Here is a 19,589-nt window from a genome sequence, read left to right on the forward strand (position 1 = left end):
GGATATTCACCCAGGTGCCGAAGAACTCCCGCGCGGCGCTGCCCGCATCCGGGTCCGGCGCGATCGGTGGTCGAGGCGGTACGGCGTCGGTGACCGGGCGCCCGTGTGCGCCGGCCCTGCGCTGCGGGTGATGGGATCGGTTCCATGCCCACAGTGATCACCGGCCTCGACCGGTGCATGCAGGCGGGGTCCCTGCTGCCCGCGGTGTCGGCGATGACCGAGTTCGGCTCGGCGCTGCACGTCCTGCGCGACCCCGGTCACCACGGCCTGCAGGACTGGGCGGCGAAGACCTTCGCGGCGATGAGCCCTGGCCTGGCGGCCTGGACCCGCTCGTGGTGGTGGACGGCGCAGGCCATCAGAGCGACGCCGTTCGTCACCCCCGAGCCCCCGGCGGAGAGCTTCGACGACCGGCTCGAACACCTGCGTGCCATGCCCGCCCAGGAGCTGGCAGGTCAGTTGCTGCGGCCGATCGCCCCCTCGGGCGACCGGCAGGTCGCGCTCCAGTGGTCACGCGCGCGAGATCCGGCGGTGGCGGCCCGCGTCGAAGCGCTCGTCAGGCACCCGCAGGACGCGGCCGCCGATTTCCTGTCGTTCCTGCGTCGCAGCCGCCAGGAGTGGTTCGAGGCAGAGTGGACCCGGATCCGGCCGGTGCTGGCCGGGCGGGCGCGACGCTTCGCCGACCTGGCGGCCCGGCAAGGGCCAGGGCCCGCGCTCGCCGCACTCGACCCCGCCATGGAGCGCGCCCCGGGCGGGGTGGCCGTACGCATCGCCAAGATCCAGGCCGCCCGTCATGACGTGTCCCGGCGCGGGCTGGTCGTCGCGCCCAGCACCTTCATCCGCCCCCACCTGTACGTGGCCGACGTCCCCGGCCGGCCACTCCTTCTCCTGCACCCCGTCGACGCCGGGCTCCCCGTGCCCTCCGCCGCCGCGGTGCGGCGACGGCTGGAGGCCCTCGCCCACCAGGGCCGCCTGGAGGTCGCCCGGGCGATCGCCACCGAACCGCGGACGGCCGGCGAGATCGCGATGTTGTGGAACGTGGACCCGACGCAGGTGAACCGGCACCTGCGCGCCCTGGCCGCGGCGGGACTGGCCACCACGGCCCGTCAGGGACGGTTCGTGCGGTACCGGCTCGCCGCCGACGTCCTGGAGGAGCTCGGCAGGGACGTGCTGTCGCTGCTGCTGCGCTGAGCACGATTGATCGCATTCGTCAGTCCGCTGGCCGGACGGCCACGGCGGGTGCTGAAGTCCCTCCCAACCACTTCATCGAGGGAGAACCACCGTGACGATCCTGTCTCCGGAAGAGGCGGCCGGCCGCCTGCGCGCCGATCGGGACATCCTCCTCGCCCGCGTCACCGGGCTCACCGAGCAGCAGCTCGACGCCGACCACCTGGTTGATTCCGGCCCGCTCGGCGACTTCTGCCGCTCCTTGCACGACCTCATCGCGCACGTCCTGATGTGGGACGAGATCAACCTGGCGGTGCTGACGGAAGCTGCCGCGGGCCGGCCGCACTGGAGCCTCGATCCCCGCTGGGAGGACCCCGCCGTCGGGCAGGCGCTGAACGTCGGCGGCGTGGAGGCGGGCCGGCACCTCCCCGCCTCGCTGCTCCTGCACCGGTTCGGGGCCGTGCATGACGCGATCCTGACGGACCTGAGCCGATACGACACGCAGTCCTGGGACGCGCCCGGCCTCGGAGCCGTGGTGCAGAGGGCGTGGACCGTGCCCGGCAACCCGGCGTACTGGCACGCCGCCGTCCACCTCCGCCGGCTGCCGTCCACCCCACCTGCCGCCGGCCGCCGGCCACGAGGATGAAGCCTGCCCGGGGGCGAGGCCCGGTCCCGTCAGCCTTCGTCACCGAGCGTCCGCGACGGGCGTGCACGGCTGCACGGGGGTGCCCGCCTGGGCCAGCCAGGCGCCGAGCTGCCAGGGCACCTGCGGGTTCCCGTTGTCGCGGAACTCCACCACGAGCGTCTCGCCCGGTTTGATGTACTGCGGGAAGATCTGGAGCGTCCGGACGGACTTCACCCGGGTGGCCCTGTATGATCGCGACTCCTCCACCAGCGAACGCAGCTCGCTCGGGTTCGAAGCCGGCTCCCCGTCGTAGGCGCGGTCGACGCCGGTGAATCGCGGGCCCGCGCACCGCGTGGCCGGAGCCAGGAAGGTCACGTCGGCCTTGACGCCCACCGCATCGAGCTTGGCCTCCAGGCCGGCGGGATCGCGCAGCTCGTTGACGGTGACCTCGACCGTGCCGTCCGGGCCTCTGGTCACCGCGTGGGCGGCGGGCCCGATTCCGGCGACCAACGGTGTGACGGTGATCGCCGCCGCGACCCCGGCCGCGACCAGCAGCCGAGGGCCGGTGACGACGCGTCGCCGGGGCTGCATCCCGCGGAGCAGTCGTTGCCGTGCGCCGGCGAGTTCGTCCGGGGTGGCGGGGGGAACGGTCTGCCACATGGCCTTCAGGGCGTCCATCGGCGTTCTCCTTGTCTGCTCAGGGCTTGACGGATCTGAAGACGGGCCCGGTTGAGTCGCGAGGCGACGGTTCCCGGCGGGACGGCCAGCGCGTCGGCCACCTCCTGGTAGCTCAGTTCGGCCCAGGCGACGAGCAGCAGCACGTCGCGATCGGCCGGTGCGAGCTCCATCAGGGCCAGCGCCAGCGGGCGGTTGACGGCCAGCGTGTTGACCTCGTCCTCGACCCGGGAGCCGGACAGCTCCGCCGGATGCACGCCGCTGCGCACGTAGGCGCGGTAGAGGCTCATCTCGGTACGCCGCCTCCGGCCGATCAGGTTGGAGGCGATGCCGTACAGCCATGGACGGGCGTCGGGGCGACTCCGGTCGTAGCCGCCGCGGTGCTGGAAGGCGGCCAGGAAGGTGTCGGCCACGACGTCCTCCGCCTCGCTGGGGCCCAACCGTCTGGTCACGTAACGGTGCAGGAGCGGCGCGTGCCGGTCGAACAACGTGGCGAAGATCTCGGGCTCGTCGAGCGATCTCTCGATGAGGAGCGCGTCGTCGACCTCGACTGCTTCGCGAGGGATTGTCATGCATACCGACCTTTCCTGGCGTATGCGGTCACCTGTACTTACCGCGCGGGCCCGAAATCCTTCACGGGAGAACGCGGTCAGTACGGGCGCGAAGTCGTTCGCCGAAGAGCCGGCCAACCGCCGTCGGACGCCTGCGCCGAAGAGCCGGCCAACCTCCGTCGGACGCCTGCGCCACGCTGCGGACGGACGGGGGAGGGGCGCCCCTCTCAGCTGGGCGTTCTCCAGGTCCCGTGCGCCGGGAGGTCGGAGCGGGGGACGACGAGGCCGCTCTCGTAGGCGAAGACGATCGCCTGGGCGCGGTCCCGGAGGTCGAGCTTGGCCAGGATGCGGCCGATGTGCGTCTTTACGGTCTGCTCGGCGACGATCAGGGCCGCGGCGATCTCGGCGTTGGACAGGCCGCGGGCCACGTGCACAAGCACCTCGGACTCCCGCTCCGTCAGCGACTGCACCCGGGGTGCGGAGCCGGGCAGCGCGGGCCGGCACCGGGCGATCTCCTCGATGAGGCGCCGGGTCACCGAGGGCGCGAGCAGGGCGTCGCCGGCCGCCACCACCCGCACGGCCGCGACCAGGTCCGCGGGCGGCGCCTCCTTCAGCAGGAACCCGCTGGCGCCTGCGCGCAGCGCCTCGTAGACGTAGTCGTCCAGGTCGAAGGTGGTGAGCATCACCACACGCGGCCTGTACCGGGGGCCGGGCGGCGCCAGGAGCAGCCGGGCCGCCCGCAGGCCGTCCATGCCGGGCATGCGGACGTCCATGAGGACGACGTCGGGCCGCAGCCGCCTTGTCCGCTCCACCGCCTGCTCGCCGTCGGCCGCGTCACCGACGACCTCGATGTCCGGTTCGGCGGCCAGCAGGGCGCCGAAGCCGGCCCGGACCATCGCATGGTCGTCGGCCACGAGCACCCGGATCGTCACGGGTGCTCCTCGTCGTGTGCGGCCTGCACCAGGGGTAACGTCAGCTCGACCCGGAACCCGCCCCGTGGCGTCGGCCCGGTCAGCAGGACGCCGCCCACCATGGCGGCCCGTTCACGCATCCCGGCCAGCCCGTGACCGGTGCCCGCGGGCTCGGCGAGCGTGCGCCCCGCGCCCGCGGGCGGCCCGTTCTCGACCACGACCCGCAGCCCGGAGCCGTTCCCGGTGACCGCCACGGCCGTGGCGGCGCCCGGCGCGTGCCGGATCACGTTGCTGAGCGCCTCCTGCACGATCCGGTGGACCGGCAGCTGCAAGCCCGGGGGCACGTGCGCGGGCAGGCCACTCACCGTCAGCTCGACGGGTGTGCCGGCCTGCCTGGCGCTCTCCACCAGCACGCCCAGCTGGTCGAGGCCCGGCAGCGGGGCGCGCGGCGGCATCGCGTCGGCGCTGCGCAGCACGCCCAGCAGGCGCCGCATCTCGGCCAGTGACTGCCGGGCCGCCGCCCCGATGGAGTCGAACTCCCGCTCGGCGTCGGCGGGCACCCCGCCGAGCCTGCGCGCCGCGCTGGCGGCCTGTACGGCGATCACCGACATGTGGTGGGCCACCACGTCGTGCATCTCCCGGGCGATCCTGGTCCGTTCCTCCAGCAGCTCGCGCCGGGCCCGCTCGGCCGCGCTGACCTGTTCCTGCTCGGCGACCCGCGCCCGGGCCCGGCGGCGCCAGCGCACGTTGTCGCCGACGATCAGCGGCACCGGCACGACGGCAGCCACGAGCTGCAGCGCCACGGCCCGGTCCGTGGACGACATGGGCACCAGTGACACGTCCGCCAGCGCGCCGAGGAGGGACAGCGCCCACACGGCCGCCAGCATCCATCGCGGCCGGTGCTGCGCCAGCACGAACAGCACGATCAGATAGGCGACCACGGGCATCGGCAGCCACGGCCACGGATTGTTCGCCGGCGGCGGCGCGACCAGCAGCGGCGTGACCAGCATCCCGACGTAGAGCAGCAGCCAGGCGGTCACCGGCCGGTGGCCGCAGATCGTCACCGGCGCCGCGCAGGCCGCCGCGAGCGCCACCGTCAGCTCCACCGGAGCGTCGTAGACGGTGGCGAGCATCCCCACGTTCATGGCGAACATGAAGCAGGCGACCACCCAGGGTGCTCCGGCCCGCACTCTCGCGAACCGGAGCGCGGGCAGGACCGCCGTTCTGGCCGGGGCCGGGGCGAAGGCGCGCGACATGCCATCACCGTAGCCGTCGGCCTTCGCGAACGGATCAGCCCCAGAGCCGACCTCTGGCCTCCCACCTGGGTATGACGCGCCGGCCGGATGGCCAGAAGGTATGACCGGTATGGACGGCTCCGTGGTGTGACGTGCCGGGCCGGGCACGCTGCCTAGCGTCGGATCCCATGAACGACAACAGCGATCTCGACAGCACCATGAACGACAGCAGCGATCTCGACAGCACCATGACCGACAGCAGCGATCTCGACAGCAGAAAAAAGGGGCGCGGACGGACAGCCCGGCGGCTGGCCGCCGTACTGGCCGCGCTGGGCGTCGCCGTGGCGGGGCAGGTCGTCGCACCGCCCGCGGACGCCGCCGCCGGACGGCAGCCGCTGGACGGCCTCTGGCGGGCCGACGGGTACGGCACCGTCTTCGACATCGGCCAGGGGCGGCTCACCACCTACGACACGACGGCGATCAGCTGCCTGCGCGGGGTGCTCTCGGCGGAACAGACGGCGCGGACGCGCGACTCGGCGTCCTTCACGGCCCGGGAAGGCGCCCGGCGGATCGTCGTCGAGACGCGGGGGGCCGGCCGGGCGCGGCTACGGTACCCGGGCAGCGTCGGCGCCATCGACCTGCGCAGGCTGCCCCGCCTGCCCCGGGCCTGCGCCACCCCCACGCCCGCTGATCCGGTGAAGGTGTTCGACGTCTTCTGGACGACCTTCGCCGAGAACTACCCGTTCTTCGCCACCAAGGGCGTCGACTGGCGCGCCGTACGGGACCGGTACCGGTCCAGGATCGGTCCCGGCAGCGGGGACGAGGAGCTGTTCGCCGTACTGCGCGACGTGCTCAAGGAGCTCGGGGACGCGCACACCGCGCTCCTCGCGGGCGGCAGGCAGTTCGCCAGACCGTTGCGTCCGGGCACCAGGCAACTGGACGGGGTGCCGGCCTTCGTGGCCTTCAACGAACGCGTCCGGGAGTTCGTCGAGCGGAACGACATCCGCAAACCCCTGCAACAGTGGGGACGAGGCGTGATCGGGTACGCCGACCTCCCGGGCGGCCTGGGCTACCTGCGGCTGGGCGCGTTCGACGGCTACGCCGACGGCGGCTTCGAGCCCAACGCGGCCGAGCTGGACCGGGCGCTCGACGAGATCTTCACCGTGTCCCGCACCTCGGGGCCCGGCCGGCTGCGCGGTCTCATCCTCGACGTCCGCGTCAATCTGGGCGGCTACGACGCACTCGGCCTGCGGCTGGCCTCCAGGCTCACCGGCAGGCCGTACCAGGCGTACGCCAAGCAGGCCCGCAACACCCCGGGCGATCCGCCCGGTTTCACCCGTCCTCAGCCGGTGTCGGTACGGCCGGCGGCCGGACCGCTGTACACGGGCCCCATCGCGATGCTCACCAGCAGCCTGACCATCAGCGCGGGCGAGACGTTCACCCAGGCCATGACGGGACGGACGCCCCGGCCCGAGCGGATCGGGGAGAACACCCAGGGGGCCTTCTCCGACTTCCTGTGGCGGCGGCTGCCCAACGGGTGGAGCTTCGCGCTGCCCAACGAGCGTTTCCTGACCCGCGACGGGGCCTCCTTCGACGTCACGGGCATCCCGCCGCACCTGTCCGTCCCCGGCGTCCTCAGCGACGAGGAACTGAACGGCGGCCACGACGCCGCCTTCGCGAAGGCCCTGTCCTACCTGACGAGCCGGCGGCGGCGATAGCTACGGGTTCTTCGTGACGAAGCCTCTCGTCATCAGCCACACGGCGAAGACGAAGCTCTGCAGGGCCAGTGGCGCGTTCATGGCCAGATAGAGCGGCGTGACCACGTCGATCACGCGAAGCAGCACGAGGAAACTCGCCGACACGGCTGCCGCGATCGCCAGGAATCCCCACCCGGACAACCATCGAGGGACCGATCTCGACCGCCACAGAATGCGGAACAACAGGAGATCTCCAAGGCTCAGCGAGATGATCAATGCGACGTGATTGACCAGATCGCGTGCCGTCCGCAGTACTTCTCCTGCGGCCTCGATGCCGGGTGCGGCGGCAGCGTCGGCCTGGGTGAGCTTCTGGCCCAGGACGAGGAACAAGGGCAGGGTGATGACGCCGACGAAGTGGAACGTCGCCGCGATCAGCCTGAAGCCGAGGAAACCCAGGCTGAGTGCTTCGTTCCCCGCCCGCACCATCGGATACAGCAACAGCGCGAACCCGACATAGGCGGGGATCATGATGGACTGAGCGACTGCGCCGAGGAGGACCTGGCCCTCGTGTGCGGGAGCGAGAGCGAGACGGCGTGGTTCATCGACAGCGGGAACGACGCTCAGCGCGCCGGCGATCATGCCCAGGATGACCAGCGCGCCGGCAATTGCGGTTGCCCGCCTGTTCGTGTGCACGATTCTTGTCCCGAGATCGTCGTGGCGGTCAGCCGGTGAGCAGGTCCATGCGCAGGAACTCGGTGATGCGGAGCAGTTTCGGTGGGCGTGCCACTTTCTCGGGGAGGGCCTGGAACGCCTCGTCCTCCCCGACAAGGCGGGGGGCGGTGAGTTCCACTTCCCTCCCGCCGACGCGGAGCCGCGCGTTCCCGGCCGCCAGGACGTTCTGCACCCAGTCCGAACGCGATCCATAAACCAGCACGAACAGGTAACCGCCGTCGACGGGATGCGCGTCGAGCGGCGTGCGGTACGTGGCGCCGGAAACGCGGCCGACGTGAATCAGCACCGGCCATTTCCCGCCGGTTATCGCGCGGGGGTTGAACACCTTCTTGTTCACGTGCCCCCACCACTTCGGCATCGGCATGGAAATCTCCTTCTGCGAGCTCCGTCAAGCGGGAGAACAGCCTTACGTCCGTAAGGCCGCTTACGGGTGTAAGGTTGGCTTACGCTCGTAAGGCTGTCAACCCGTCCTCACCGGAGCCGTCATGCCGTCGCAACCGCTCAGCAGAGTCCTCGTCCTGGAAGCCGCGATCCGGGTCGCGGACCGGGGCGGCGCGGAGGCGATCACGATGCGCCGGGTGGCCCAGGAACTGGGCGTGGAGGCGATGTCGCTCTACCACCACGTGCCCAACAAGGACGCGATCCTCGACGGCGTGGTCGACATGGTGTTCGCGGCGATCGAGTTGCCGGGTGCCGGATGTGACGATTGGCGCGATGCGATCCGTACGCGAGCCGTTTCCGCCCGCGCGGTGTTGTCGCAGCACAGCTGGGCCCTCGGCCTGATGGACTCCCGCCGCGATCCGGGGCCGGCGACGCTGCGCCACCACGACGCCGTCCTGGGCGTCCTGCGGGAGGCGGGGTTCACGCTGCCGATGGCCGCGCACGCCGTGTCGCTGATCGACAGCTACGTCTCGGGGTTCGTCCTGCAGGAGGCGAACCTGCCGATGGCGACGCCGGACGATGTCGAGGACGTGGCCGGTGACATCCTCCGGCAGTTGCCGGAGAAGGAGTTGCCGTACCTCGCCGAGATGATCCGCGACCACGCCCTGCGGCCGGGCTACGACCACACCAGCGAGTTCGGTTACGGCCTGGACCTGATCCTGGACGCCCTCGAAGCGCGCCGCAGCGCCCAGCGCGCGGGCGAATCCGGATGAGCTTCTCGGTACGGGCGGCGAGCACGTGAACGGCCGGCCGCACGGCCGCGTCGCGGGGTGCCGCCGCCTGGTCGAGGGCGAGGGAGGTGAACGGGCCGGGTCCGGTCGGGTCAGTGGCGGTGGTGGTTGTCGGGTTGTGCGGGGTCGCCGGGGTGTTCGAGGCCCGGCACCAGTCGCAGCCGGTGGGCGCGTGCGTGGTCGAGCCAGCGTACGAACGCCACCCTGCGCGCGGAGTCGAGAAGGCCGTCGGCGGGTGCGTCCCGGTCCGGGGCGGGGTCGTGACAGGCGACGAGGGTGGCGGTCCAAGGGCCGGCGGTCACCGTCCGGCCCGGTGCGGCGGCGGCCAGGGCCTCGGCCAGGGCGACGGGCAGCGAACCCGGTTCGGCGTCGAACTCGCCGTCCGGGGTGCGTAGCCGCCATGTCGGTCCGGCGGGCGGTCGCGCGGTGGCCTCCCGGTACGCGGCCGCCTCCGACGCCGAGACGGTGACGCCGGCGGTGACGGCCTCGTAGACGGCCCGGACGGCGGCGCTGCCCTCGTAGGCCGCCGCAACGATCGACCCCAGCTCAACAGCCGCCCGCTGATCGAGCCGTACCGCGAGCGCGTCGGTGGGGGAACGGTCGGGGCGGGGTGGTGGGGGCTGCTCCAGGGGCAGTCCGCGGGCTGTGGCCTCGGCGGCGCACAGGTGCTCGGTCAGCACCACCTGGGCCACCCAGCGCGTGAGCTGCCGGTCCTCGGCCGTGCCCGGTGCCGGAAGCGCCGCGGACCTCGGGCCGGCCCGCAGGGCTGCGAGCCGCCGGTCCAGCTCGAAGCGGGGGAGCGGGCAGCCGTCGAGCCACCCGAGCACCGGCCCCACACCGGCCGCCACCGGCTCGCCGGTGACGGGTGCATGGGCGGAGTGCGGATGGTCCGCTCCGGGCACGGGGGCGGAGGTCGGACGGTTCGCCTGGGGCGTCGGGGCGGAGGTCTCAGAATCACACCAGGGATGGTCCGGGCGGGGGGAGAGGGTCACGGGGTCACCACCAGTTCGACGGTCGGCGCGTACTGGCAGCGGCCGAACCACATGACCTTGCCCAGGGCCCATGCGGAGCCCGGGGCGGCGTCGCGGGGTGCCGACACCTCGAACTCGGCGACCGTGCGCTCGCCGGCCGCCAGGACGAACCCGCGGACCGGGGCGGCGATCAGGTCCCACGTGCCCCAGGGCGAGACGACCTGCAGCTCGCCCCGGATCTCGCCGTTCGTGCGGTTGTGCAGCGCCAGCCCCAGCACGGCCCGCCCGCCGGGAGCGACGCGCACCGACGGCGTGGTCACCTCCACCGACAGCCCGGTGTCGCGGCCGGGACGGTCCTTGCTGCCCTGCGCGGCCACCCAGTCCTCGGGGACGTCACCGGGCACGGGCAGCACGCCGGGCAGGTCGCCGACGGCGACGGTGACCACGTCCTCGACGGTCTGGCCGTCGTGCCGGATCCGGGCGGCGACGAAGTACAGGCCGGGCCCGACGCCCGGGGGAGGGGTCACCGTGACCGGGAACCGTACGTGCCCGCCCGCCGCCAGCCGGTACGGGCGCCGCGTCACACCGGCCGTCCAGCCGTCGGGGACGAGGATCTCCACGGCTCCTTCCACGTCGGCGTCGAGCAGGTGCGAGGAGAGCACCACCGTCAGCTCGGCGGGCTCGCCCCCGGTCCGCACCAGGCCCGGCGACGCCGTGACGCTCACCGGCAGATAGCCCATCGGCGCTGGCCCCCGGTTGTGCAGCCAGTACCGCGCATGCACCGGCTGCGCCACCTCGGCCACCGGCCCCAGCACCGCGCCTCCGCGGGCCGAGCCTTCCGGCGGCAGGACGGACGCGGTCGGCAGGACGGGCGCGGTGGGCAGATCGGGCACGGTCGGCAGCGCGGGTCCGGTCGGCAGGGAGGGCAGGCCGATCACGGTGGCGACCTCGGCGCCGGTCAGCGCGACGGCCCCCTCGACGGGTCCGCGCCGTCGTTCGAGCAGGTCGGCGCGGTGCGTCTCGCGGAGGGTGAGCGCACCGGAGAGGACGGCGTCGCGGCCGAGCCCGGTGGACTCCATCAGCCGCACGGTCACCCCCGCGGCCGGGTCCGCCGCGGCGGCCGACCCGTGCGCGGTCGGGTTGCCCGCCGGCTTGACGGTGCCGACCAGCACCTCGCGGGCGGGCTCGACCTTCAGGTACGACCGGGTCGGCGGCAGCGGGCCCCCGTGCGGCTCGGCGATCACGGCGTACAGCGGATGGTTGAACTCCTGCCCCCGGGCGGGCAGCGTCAGCGTGCGCCAGTCGCCCTCGCCGGAGACCAGCGCGTAACGGAACTCGTGGGTCCAGTGCATGAGCTGGAAGCCCGCTCCGTCGGGCAGCGTACGGCGGGGCGGGTCGATCCACACCCCGGACGGCCACCCGGTGCACGAGCGCATCAGCGACAGGTGCAGCGTGCCGGCCGGATCGACGGCGAACCCCGGCAGGCCGTAGGTGAGCAGCGCGACGGTGTGGCCGGTGAGCAGCTCGGACTCCGGGACCTCGCCGGGGCAGGCGGAGCTCACGCGGGCGTCGGCGAGGTCGGCGGTCAGCGCGGCGGGATCGGTGGTGACCAGGGCGGGCAGCGCCCGCAGGTCACGCAGGTCGGCGTTGGGCCGCCAGGCCTCGCGCAGCGGCCGGGCGGCGGGCACCCAGACGCGCCCGTCCCGCTCCAGGACCTCGGCATAGGCACGGCCCGCGCGTTCCAGCAGCTCGCGCACCGCGTCGTTCTCCCGCGGGCCGCCGATCATGACGCGGAAGTCGGGCAGGTTGGAGTCGACGTCGAGCCAGCCGTACCTGGACCAGTCCGCCCCGGCCGTGGTCGCGGTGACCCCGGCCCTGACCAGCGCGACCAGCAGGTCGCGCACGTCGGCGGCGTCGTCCGGGCCGGGCACGACCACCTCCGCCACGCCGAGCGCCCGCTCGCCCAGCGGCCGGCCGTCCGGGCCGGTGAGGGCGACGCGGGCGGTGGAGCCCAGGCCGAACCAGGTGTTGGCGGGGTTGTCGAGGGTCCACGGCGCCTCGGCGGCGTCCACGTCGGGCAGGGCGAACCCGCGCCCGACCACGGCCCCGGCCACCTCGCTCACCGGCAGCGCGCCGGGCAGGTCGGCGGGGAAGCTCAGCCGCAGCAGCCGGTCCGCGCCGCGGTAGTCCAGGACGCGGGTGGTCAGGTCCACGTGGTCCACGCCGTCCCAGAGGGTGACGGTCTGCTCGTAGCCGATGCCGTCCACCGTGCCGGTGATCACCAGGCGCTCGCCGAGCGGGCAGGTCTCGCGCCGCACCTCGGCCGCGCCTTCCGCCGCGCCGACGACCGGGCCCTTGGGCACCAGGTGCCAGGGGCCCTCGCCGAAGTCGGGATGGGCGGGGTACTCCTCGTAGACGCGCAGCTCGTTGCCGACGCAGCCGGGGCGTAGCAGCTCGCGCCCCGCCTTCTTGTCCAGGACGGCCGACAGGCAGCCGCCGCGGCCGGGGTCAGCGGTGACGCGGTAGCGGGCGTTCTCGACAGTCACGCCGGGCGCGGAGGTCCATGCGGCCGCCGCACCTGGCGTCTCCTGCCGGGACGATCCCGGCAGGAGACGCCAGGTGCGCCACCCGGTGGCGGGCACGTCCTCGGCCAGGAAACGCAGGGTCCCCCGGTCCACGACGCACGGCACCTCCACGCCGGCGTCGTCGAGCACCCGTCCGCCGTCGAGCCCGGCGGGCAGCCGTACGGCCACCGGCGCCGACCGGTCGAACGACAACGTGTTCGCGACGACGACGGCGACGCCTTCGCCGCCGGTGTCCACGCGCGCGACGAGCGAGGCCAGCGACACGTCGCGCACCGCGCCGGCCAGGTCGTACGCCTCGCGCCAGCCGGACAACAGGTCCAGGTAGACCTGGTCGGACTCGCTGCCGGTGATCGCGTCGTGGTGTGCCCCGTAAGCGAGCTGCCGCCACACCTTGTCCAGCGCGGCCTCGGGGTAGGTCCCGAGCCCTTCGAGCGCGGCCAGGGTGGCCAGCTTCTCCGCGTCCACGGCGGCCACCTCGCCCGCCCGCTGCGCCTGCTTGGTGTCGATGTAGGAGACGTCCTTGCCGGTGTAGACCGGGTTCATGTCGCGGGTCTGCGGGCTGGGACGGCGTCCGGCGGCCGCCAGCTCGGCCCGGACCGCGTCGAGGAAGTCGCGCGGGGTGGCGCAGACGAAGCGCGGCCAGACGTAGCGGGCGTTCCAGGAACGGTGGATCTCGGTGACCCACTTGTTGGGCGGGGTGTAGTCGGTGCCCACGGGCAGCAGCAGGTTCCGCGTCGCCCCGACCGGCCTGAGCTTGCGGTACAGCTCGTACACGGCGTGCTCGGCGCTCGCCAGGTCGGCGGCGGAGTCCATCCACCAGCCGGCCGAGTAGTGGTGGGGCATGAAGTGCGTCAGCACGCCGAGCCCCGACGGGGCGATCCACTCGAACTCGCTGGGGAACTGCATCACCCGGGCGTCGTCCTTGGCCTCGCCGAAGTCCTTCTGGATCGGCCCCCACTGGTGGAAGGGCCCGCGCGCCCACGCGCTGCCGGTCAGCCCCGCCGCGGCGAGGTATCCGGGGAACTGCGGGTCGTGCCCGAACGCGTCGAGCTGCCACGCCGTCGCCGGGTCCCCGCCGAGGATGTCGCGCTGGTAGCCGATGCCGTACACGATGTTCCTGATCGTGACCTCGGCGCCGGTGAGGTTGGTGTTGGGCTCGTTGTACGTCCCCCCGACCAGCTCGACCTGCCCGCGCTCCATCAGCAGCCGCAGGTCGGCCCGGCGCTCGGGATGGACGTCGAAGTACGGCTTGAGATAGTCGATCTCGGCCAGCACGAACTTGTAGACGGGGTCGCGCAGCGCCAGGTCCAGGTGCGCCTCCACCAGCGCGAACCCGTTGCGCTCCCACAGCGGGCGGGTGGTGGCGTCCCCGGACAGCAGCTCCCACGGCGAGGTGTAGGCCGCCTGCGTGTTCCACCACACCGGGTCGTAGTGGAAGTGGGAGACCAGGAACATCGTCCAGCCGGGCTCGGCCACGACCACCACGGCCTCGGCCCGCGCGCCGCCCGCCGTCACCACGACCGGCAGCTCGGCCCCCGGGACCGGGTCGGCGATCTCCAGCGGGACCTCGACCTCGCCCGCGCCCTCCGCCTCCCCGGACACGCCCGGGCCGGTGACGGCGACCCGGGCCGGCGGGCCGTCGAGCGTCACGCGCAGCAGCTGGCGCGGGGCGTCCTCGGTGCCCGTGAACAGGTCCGTGGACTCCACGGAGACGATGGCGACTGACACGGTCTTCCCTTCAGGAAATCGATGATCACGCGGTCGGCCCGCCGTTCACTCCGGGGTGAGGACGGTGCCGATGCGCCGGGTCGCGAGGTGGGCGGGGTCGTCGGCGCGGTCGCCGGCGACGATGGCCACGGGCCCGGACTGGCGCAGCCGGACCCATGCGGCGTGGAAGGCGCTGCCCGGCGCGACCTCGGCCCGGCGTCCGGGCTCGGTCCGCAGGTCCACGTCGCACCGCAGGGCCGGGCGGCTCGCCTCGGCACGGCCGCGGCGCTCGTCGATGATCGCGGCGAGCTCCTTGGCCGCCGGCTTGGGACGGTGGTCCACGGTGAACAGGCCCAGCTCGTACTCCCGCTCGGGGAAGTCGGAGAGGGAACGGTCCAGGTCGTGGGAGCACCACCAGGTGACCCCCCACAGGGCGGGGTTGACGGTCACCGCGTCGAGCGTGCGGCGGACGAACTCGGCGGTCGCGGCCTCGGGCACGTCCGGCCTGGGCACCCCGATCTCCTGCAGCCAGACGGGCCTGGCCGGGTCGAGCGAGGTGGCCGCGGCCAGCTCGACCAGGTAGTCGGCGTGCGAGACGGTGGCCGGCCCGAGCGGGCCGTCGATCGCGGAGACGCCGTTGAACACCCAGGAGTGCACTGTGGTCAGGTCGCCCAGGTCCACGTTGTCGGCGGGGTGGAAGGGGTGCTCCGGGTCGTACCAGGTGGCGTCGTACAGGGAGTGGAGGGCGAGCAGGCCGGGCGCGGCCGCGCGCACGACGTCGATCAGCTCGGCGGCCCACGCCGTGGACGCCTCGGGGGTGGTGGCGTTGCTGGGGTAGAGGTTGTTGACCTCGTTGCCGAGCGTGACGGCGAACACGTTGCCGCGGGTGGCGACGGCGCGGGCGAGCCGGTCGGCGTAGGCGGCGATGGCGTCGCGCGCGCCGCGGTCGGTGAACAGGCTGCGCCGGTGCCAGGTGAGCACCCAGGAGGGCAGGAAGTCGAAGCTGGACAGGTGCCCCTGGAGCAGGTCCACGGCGACGGACAGGCCGAACTCGGCCGCGACGTCGATCACCGCCAGCAGGTCCGCCACGCCGCGCTGCCGGACCAGCCCCGGGTTGGGCTGGATCCACGGCCAGATCGGGAACACGCGCACGTGGTCCAGGCCGATCGAGGCCAGGTCCTCGAAGTCGCGGCGGACCGCGTCGAGCGACAGGTCGAGCCAGCTGTGGAACCAGCCGGCGGAGGGCACGTAGTTGGCGCCGTGGCGGATGGGGTCGAGCAGGGGCACGCGTCCTCCGGGGGTCGAACGATCTCCCGGCGGAGCCTAAAGCGATTTAGTCGCCCTGCCAAGCCCCCGGAGCCGCCGTGCTCTCCCGGACCGTCAGCCGGGGGGTCTCGGTCTTGACGTCCTTGCGCTGCTCAGGGTCGGCGATGACCTCCAGCATCACCTCGGCCAGCCGCTTGCCGAAGGCGAACGTGTCGCGGGAGAGCGCGGTGATCGCGGGGTGGGTGATCCGCGTGAGCACCGAGTCGTCGAAGGCCACGATGGACAGGTCGTCGGGCACCTTCACCCCCATCTCGCCGGCCACCCCCAGCCCGGCCAGGGCCATCACGTCGCTGTCGTAGACGATGGCGGTGGGCCGGCGGGGCCGCGACAGCAGCGCGCGCGTCGCGGCGGCGCCCTCGGAGTCGCTGAAGTCGGTGTGCACCGACACCGCCTCCTCCAGGGCCAGCCGCCCTGCCCGGTCGCGCAGCGCGCGGGCGCGCCGCTGGGTGTGCCGGAACGCGGGCAGGCCCGCGACGTGCGCGATCCTGCGGTGACCGAGCGCGGCCAGGTAGTCCACGATCGACAACATGGCCTCCCGGTCGTCGGCCCAGACGCTCGACAACGACCCGTGCCGGCCCGGCCCGCCCAGGACGACGGCGGGCACGCCCAGTTCCTCCAGCACCGCGATGCGCGGGTCGCGGACCATGAGGTCCACCATGACGAAGCCGTCGACCCGGTGGGCGGAGGTCCACTCGCGGTAGATCTCCATCTCGGCCTCGGCGTCCTCCACGATCAGCAGTTGCAGCGCGACGGCCTGGGCCGACAGCCCCGACTGCAGGCCGGACAGTAACTGGGCGAAGAACGGCTCCACGCCGAGTGCGCTGGCGGGCCGGGCGATGACCAGGCCCACCGCCTCCGCGCGCGCCCCGCCCAGGGCCCGGGCGGCGCTGTGCGGACGCCAGTTCATCTCCTTGGCGACCTGCAGGATTCGCGCGCGGGTGGCCTCTCCGACCCCCGGGCGGCCGTTGAGCGCGAAGGACACCGCGCCCTTGGAAACCCCGACCCGCTCGGCGATGTCGGTGATCGTCGGTCGGCGCACCACTGCTCCTTCACGAATTCGTCTCAGCTATTGACACACGAGTCTAGCCAGGTGAATAGTCCCGCAACTAGAGCGATTTAGTAACCAAGGAGAGCGCCATGCGTAGGTACTGGACGGGCCCGGCGGTGGCAGCCGTCATGGTCGTCTCGGGCTGCGGCCTCGGCGGGTCCGCCGAGCCGGGAGCCGCCGCCCCGACCGCGGCGGCCACGGGAGAGGTGAAGGGCACTGTCAGCCTCCAGACGTGGGCCCTGAAGCCCAAGTTCACGGCGTACGTCGAGGGCGTCATCGCCGCCTTCGAGAAGAAGTACCCCGGCACGAAGGTCGAATGGCTCGACCAGCCGGCGGACGCCTACTCCGAGAAGGTACTGAACCAGGCCGCCTCCGGAACACTCCCCGACGTCACCAACCTGCCCCCGGACTTCGCCAGGCCCCTGGTCCAGCAGGGCATGCTGCTCGACGTCGCCGCCGCCGACCCCAAGCTCGCCGACGAGTACGTCGCGGGCGGCATCGACGCCTACACCTTCCGCGGCTACCCCGGCACCTACGGCTACCCCTGGTACCTCAACACCGACGTCAACTACTGGAACTCCGAGTTGATGAAGAAGAACGGCCTCGACGCGGCCAAGCCGCCGACGACGTTCGACGAGCTGGTCGAGCAGGCCAGGACGTACAAGGAGAAGTCCGGCGGCAAGACCTACCTGATGAGCCGCCGCCCCGAGCTGGGCGACCTGGCGCAGGCGGGCGTGAAACTGCTGTCCGACGACGGCAAGAGCTTCGTCTTCAACACCCCCGAGGCCGTCGCGGTGATCGAGAAGTACCGGGCCGCCTTCAAGGAGGGCTTACTGCCGCGCGACGTGCTGACCGACACCTACGCGGGCAACGCCAAGCTGTTCAACGAGGGCACCGTGGCCTGGACGACGGCCGGCGCCAACCACATCATCGCCGTCAAGACCGACAACCCCTCGCTCGCGCCCAAGGTCGTGCCCTCGACCGCGATGGGCACCCCGCCGCTGTACGTGCAGGGCCTGTCGGTGTCGAAGAAGAGCAAGAACCCGGCCGCGGCGATCGCGCTGGCCCGCTGGGTGACCAGCGCCGAGAACCAGGCGGCGTTCGCGCACGAGGTCAGCGTCTTCCCCAGCACCAAGGCCTCGGCCGGCGACCCGTTCTTCACCCGGAGCGACGGCACCAACGCCGGCGACGCCAAGGTCATCGCCTTCAAGTCGCTGGCCACCGCCAAGGTGCTGCAGCCGGTCGAGGTGACCGAGGCGATGAGCAAGTTCATCCGCCAGCAGATCGCCCTCGCGCTCAACGGCGAGGTCTCCGCCAAGGAGGCGCTGGACGCCGCGGTCGCCAAGTGCAACGAGCTGCTCAACCAGTGATCACCCCCGCGATCCCCGCACAGGGCGCCCTCCGCCGCCGGCTCACCCCCTGGCTGCTGGTGGCGCCCGCCGCGTTGTGGCTGCTCGTCTTCAACGTCTGGCCCTCGCTGAACACGCTGGTGCTGGCCTTCACCAACGCCAAGCCGCTCAGCGGCGGGCACTTCACCGGGCTGGCCAACTTCGGCCGCATGCTCGACGACGACCAGCTCGGCGACGCGCTGCTCAACAGCGTCGTCTTCATGCTGGTCTGCCTGCCGGTGCTCACCCTGCTGCCGCTGCTGCTGGCGATCCTGGTGGAGAAGAAGATCCCCGGCATCACGTTCTTCCGCACCGCCTTCTACACGCCGGTCGTCGCCTCCGCCGTCGTGGTCGCGCTGATCTGGAGCTGGCTGCTGAGCGACCGGGGCCTGATCAACGGGCTCATGCAGGCGATGGGCGTGCTGCAGGGGCCGCTGCCGTTCCTGACCGACCGGTGGCTGCTGGTCCTCAGCGCCATCACCCTGACGGTGTGGAAGGGGCTGGGCTACTACATGATCATCTACCTGTCGGCGCTCGGGAACGTGCGGCGCGAACTGCACGAGGCCGCGGCCGTGGACGGGGCGGGGGCCGTACGCCGGTTCTGGAGCGTGACGGTGCCCGGCGTGCGCAACACGATGTTGCTGGTGTCGGTGCTGGTCTCGGTGTCGGCCCTGCGCGTGTTCTCCGAGCTGTTCGTGCTGTCCAACGGCACCGGCGGTCCGGGCGGGCGGGCGATGTCGCTGGTCATGCTGATCCAGATGTACAGCCGCGGCTTCTACGGCCACTTCGGCTACGCCTCGGCGCTGAGCATCCTGCTCTTCGTCATCACGATCGGCCCGATGCTCCTGCTGACCCGGCTCAACAGGAAGGCGGACTGACATGGCCGCTATGAAGGCGAGCCCGCGACCCGCCGCCGCGGTGGCCCGCCCGGGGCGGCACGGCGGCCGCCGCCGGGGCCGGGGCGGGTTCGGCGCCACCAGGCCGGGTGAGCTGGTCCTGCGGTACGCGCTGCTGCTGCTCGTCCTGGCGATCACCATCCTGCCGTTCCTGTGGCAGTTGTCCACCTCGCTGAAGGGCCCGTTCGAGGACGTCTTCGCACAGACCCCCAGCTTCGTCCCGCACCAGCCGACGCTGGCGAACTACGCGCGCGTCGCGGACACCATCCCCGTGTGGACGTACGCGCTCAACTCGGTGATCGTGGCGGTCATCGTGGTGGGCGGCAACGCGGTCGGCGCGACGCTGGCCGGGTTCGCGCTGGCCAGGCTGGAGTTCCGGGGTGCCAAGCTGCTCCTGGTGCTGTTCCTGTCCACGCTCGTGCTGCCGGGCGAGGTGACGATCGTCTCCCAGTACGTCACCGTCCGCGGCATGGGCCTGGCCGACACGCTGCTCGGCGTGGCCCTGCCCGGCGCGATCGGCATGCTGAACGTGCTGCTGATGCGCACCGCCTTCCAGGCCATCCCCAAGGAGATGGACGAGGCGGCGGTCATCGACGGGGCGACCCCCTGGCAGCGGCTCGTCCGGCTCGGGCTGCCGAACGTGCGCGGCATGCTGAGCGTGATCACGATCTTCGCGTTCATCGGCGCCTGGGACGACTTCCTGTGGCCGCTCATCGTGCTCAACGACCCGAAGAACTTCACGCTGACCGTCGGACTGCAGTACCTCAACGGCACGTTCAGCGCCAACCCCCGTCTCATCGCCGCTGGGACAATGATCTCCTTCCTGCCCATCGTGCTCCTGTTCGCCTCGCTGCAGCGCTTCTTCTTCCGGGGCGTCGCCGAGGGCGCGATCAAGGGCTGAGCCGG

General features: G+C 72.5%; 17 protein-coding genes. 7 read left to right on the forward strand and 10 right to left on the reverse strand.

From position 1 onward, the window contains the following. Positions 1 to 144: 144 nt before the first annotated feature. Together ACFYYW_RS02310 and ACFYYW_RS02315 are read left to right on the forward strand one after the other, a co-directional pair. Complete coding sequence (locus ACFYYW_RS02310; RefSeq protein WP_387644078.1) at positions 145 to 1,188, forward strand: DUF5937 family protein; 1,044 nt, start codon at positions 145 to 147, stop codon at positions 1,186 to 1,188. A 91-nt stretch (positions 1,189 to 1,279) separates the two neighbouring features. After that, positions 1,280 to 1,810 (forward strand): hypothetical protein, encoded by a 531-nt coding sequence (locus ACFYYW_RS02315; RefSeq protein WP_352327112.1) that lies wholly within the window; start codon positions 1,280 to 1,282, stop codon positions 1,808 to 1,810. Between the two features lie 39 nt (positions 1,811 to 1,849). On the opposite strand, the gene ACFYYW_RS02320 is transcribed toward ACFYYW_RS02315, so the two are convergent. From ACFYYW_RS02320 to ACFYYW_RS02335, 4 genes are all read right to left on the reverse strand, one after another. Next, the gene (locus ACFYYW_RS02320; RefSeq protein ID WP_387644081.1) at positions 1,850 to 2,467 is read right to left on the reverse strand and encodes a hypothetical protein; all 618 of its coding nucleotides are present in this window, start codon (positions 2,465 to 2,467) and stop codon (positions 1,850 to 1,852) included. Continuing rightward, positions 2,455 to 3,036, reverse strand: a complete 582-nt coding sequence (locus tag ACFYYW_RS02325) for an RNA polymerase sigma factor (protein WP_364417957.1) — start codon at positions 3,034 to 3,036, stop codon at positions 2,455 to 2,457. Before ACFYYW_RS02325 ends, ACFYYW_RS02320 begins: the two co-directional genes overlap by 13 nt. Before the next feature lie 206 nt (positions 3,037 to 3,242). Next, the gene (locus ACFYYW_RS02330) at positions 3,243 to 3,947 is read right to left on the reverse strand and encodes a response regulator (RefSeq protein WP_387644085.1); all 705 of its coding nucleotides are present in this window, start codon (positions 3,945 to 3,947) and stop codon (positions 3,243 to 3,245) included. Then, complete coding sequence (locus ACFYYW_RS02335; protein ID WP_387644088.1) at positions 3,944 to 5,182, reverse strand: sensor histidine kinase; 1,239 nt, start codon at positions 5,180 to 5,182, stop codon at positions 3,944 to 3,946. Before ACFYYW_RS02335 ends, ACFYYW_RS02330 begins: the two co-directional genes overlap by 4 nt. 167 nt (positions 5,183 to 5,349) lie before the next feature. Between ACFYYW_RS02335 and ACFYYW_RS02340 the strand changes: the two genes are divergently transcribed. Further along, positions 5,350 to 6,879, forward strand: a complete 1,530-nt coding sequence (locus ACFYYW_RS02340) for a S41 family peptidase (protein ID WP_387644091.1) — start codon at positions 5,350 to 5,352, stop codon at positions 6,877 to 6,879. Here ACFYYW_RS02340 and ACFYYW_RS02345 read toward each other — a convergent pair whose 3' ends face one another. After that, positions 6,880 to 7,551, reverse strand: coding sequence for a DUF4386 domain-containing protein (locus ACFYYW_RS02345; protein WP_387644094.1), 672 nt, complete (start codon positions 7,549 to 7,551; stop codon positions 6,880 to 6,882). It abuts the gene before it with no gap. Positions 7,552 to 7,579: 28 nt separating this feature from the next. Further along, positions 7,580 to 7,954 carry a nitroreductase family deazaflavin-dependent oxidoreductase gene (locus tag ACFYYW_RS02350; protein WP_352327107.1) on the reverse strand — a complete coding sequence of 125 codons (375 nt, stop codon included), beginning with the start codon at positions 7,952 to 7,954 and terminating at the stop codon, positions 7,580 to 7,582. A 121-nt stretch (positions 7,955 to 8,075) separates the two neighbouring features. On the opposite strand from ACFYYW_RS02350, the gene ACFYYW_RS02355 reads away from it, so the two are divergent. Further along, entirely contained in the window at positions 8,076 to 8,744 is a 669-nt protein-coding gene (locus ACFYYW_RS02355) for a TetR/AcrR family transcriptional regulator (RefSeq protein WP_387644097.1), read from the forward strand. Positions 8,745 to 8,854: 110 nt separating this feature from the next. On the opposite strand, the gene ACFYYW_RS02360 is transcribed toward ACFYYW_RS02355, so the two are convergent. The 4 genes from ACFYYW_RS02360 to ACFYYW_RS02375 form a co-directional block, all read right to left on the reverse strand. Beyond that, the gene (locus tag ACFYYW_RS02360) at positions 8,855 to 9,664 is read right to left on the reverse strand and encodes a hypothetical protein (RefSeq protein ID WP_387644100.1); all 810 of its coding nucleotides are present in this window, start codon (positions 9,662 to 9,664) and stop codon (positions 8,855 to 8,857) included. Between the two features lie 86 nt (positions 9,665 to 9,750). Further along, positions 9,751 to 14,046, reverse strand: a complete 4,296-nt coding sequence (locus ACFYYW_RS02365; RefSeq protein ID WP_387644102.1) for an NEW3 domain-containing protein — start codon at positions 14,044 to 14,046, stop codon at positions 9,751 to 9,753. A 45-nt stretch (positions 14,047 to 14,091) separates the two neighbouring features. Continuing rightward, positions 14,092 to 15,312: a glycosyl hydrolase gene (locus tag ACFYYW_RS02370; RefSeq protein ID WP_387644105.1), complete on the reverse strand. Its 1,221-nt coding sequence runs from the start codon at positions 15,310 to 15,312 to the stop codon at positions 14,092 to 14,094. 46 nt (positions 15,313 to 15,358) lie between these two features. Beyond that, positions 15,359 to 16,390 (reverse strand): LacI family DNA-binding transcriptional regulator, encoded by a 1,032-nt coding sequence (locus tag ACFYYW_RS02375; RefSeq protein ID WP_352325018.1) that lies wholly within the window; start codon positions 16,388 to 16,390, stop codon positions 15,359 to 15,361. Between the two features lie 98 nt (positions 16,391 to 16,488). On the opposite strand from ACFYYW_RS02375, the gene ACFYYW_RS02380 reads away from it, so the two are divergent. From ACFYYW_RS02380 to ACFYYW_RS02390, 3 genes are read left to right on the forward strand one after another with little or no spacing between them, the layout of a single operon-like run. After that, entirely contained in the window at positions 16,489 to 17,769 is a 1,281-nt protein-coding gene (locus ACFYYW_RS02380; protein WP_387644107.1) for an ABC transporter substrate-binding protein, read from the forward strand. Next, positions 17,766 to 18,665, forward strand: coding sequence for a sugar ABC transporter permease (locus ACFYYW_RS02385; protein ID WP_352325015.1), 900 nt, complete (start codon positions 17,766 to 17,768; stop codon positions 18,663 to 18,665). Before ACFYYW_RS02380 ends, ACFYYW_RS02385 begins: the two co-directional genes overlap by 4 nt. Position 18,666: 1 nt before the next feature. Beyond that, on the forward strand, positions 18,667 to 19,584 hold the full coding sequence (locus ACFYYW_RS02390; protein ID WP_387644111.1) for a carbohydrate ABC transporter permease: 918 nt from the start codon (positions 18,667 to 18,669) through the stop codon (positions 19,582 to 19,584). Positions 19,585 to 19,589 lie beyond the last annotated feature (5 nt).

The sequence above is a fragment of the Nonomuraea sp. NPDC001831 genome (assembly GCF_042892035.1).
Classification (GTDB): Bacteria; Actinomycetota; Actinomycetes; order Streptosporangiales; family Streptosporangiaceae; genus Nonomuraea.

What these genes read in the sequence shown, in the direction of transcription:
- ACFYYW_RS02310 (WP_387644078.1), top strand. Translation starts at nt 145, where the DNA reads ATGCCCACAGTGATCACCGGCCTCGACCGGTGCATGCAGGCGGGGTCC.
- ACFYYW_RS02320 (WP_387644081.1), bottom strand. Translation starts at nt 2,467, where the DNA reads ATGGACGCCCTGAAGGCCATGTGGCAGACCGTTCCCCCCGCCACCCCG.
- ACFYYW_RS02325 (WP_364417957.1), bottom strand. Translation starts at nt 3,036, where the DNA reads ATGACAATCCCTCGCGAAGCAGTCGAGGTCGACGACGCGCTCCTCATC.
- ACFYYW_RS02335 (WP_387644088.1), bottom strand. Translation starts at nt 5,182, where the DNA reads ATGTCGCGCGCCTTCGCCCCGGCCCCGGCCAGAACGGCGGTCCTGCCC.
- ACFYYW_RS02340 (WP_387644091.1), top strand. Translation starts at nt 5,350, where the DNA reads ATGAACGACAACAGCGATCTCGACAGCACCATGAACGACAGCAGCGAT.
- ACFYYW_RS02350 (WP_352327107.1), bottom strand. Translation starts at nt 7,954, where the DNA reads ATGCCGATGCCGAAGTGGTGGGGGCACGTGAACAAGAAGGTGTTCAAC.
- ACFYYW_RS02355 (WP_387644097.1), top strand. Translation starts at nt 8,076, where the DNA reads ATGCCGTCGCAACCGCTCAGCAGAGTCCTCGTCCTGGAAGCCGCGATC.
- ACFYYW_RS02380 (WP_387644107.1), top strand. Translation starts at nt 16,489, where the DNA reads ATGCGTAGGTACTGGACGGGCCCGGCGGTGGCAGCCGTCATGGTCGTC.
- ACFYYW_RS02390 (WP_387644111.1), top strand. Translation starts at nt 18,667, where the DNA reads ATGGCCGCTATGAAGGCGAGCCCGCGACCCGCCGCCGCGGTGGCCCGC.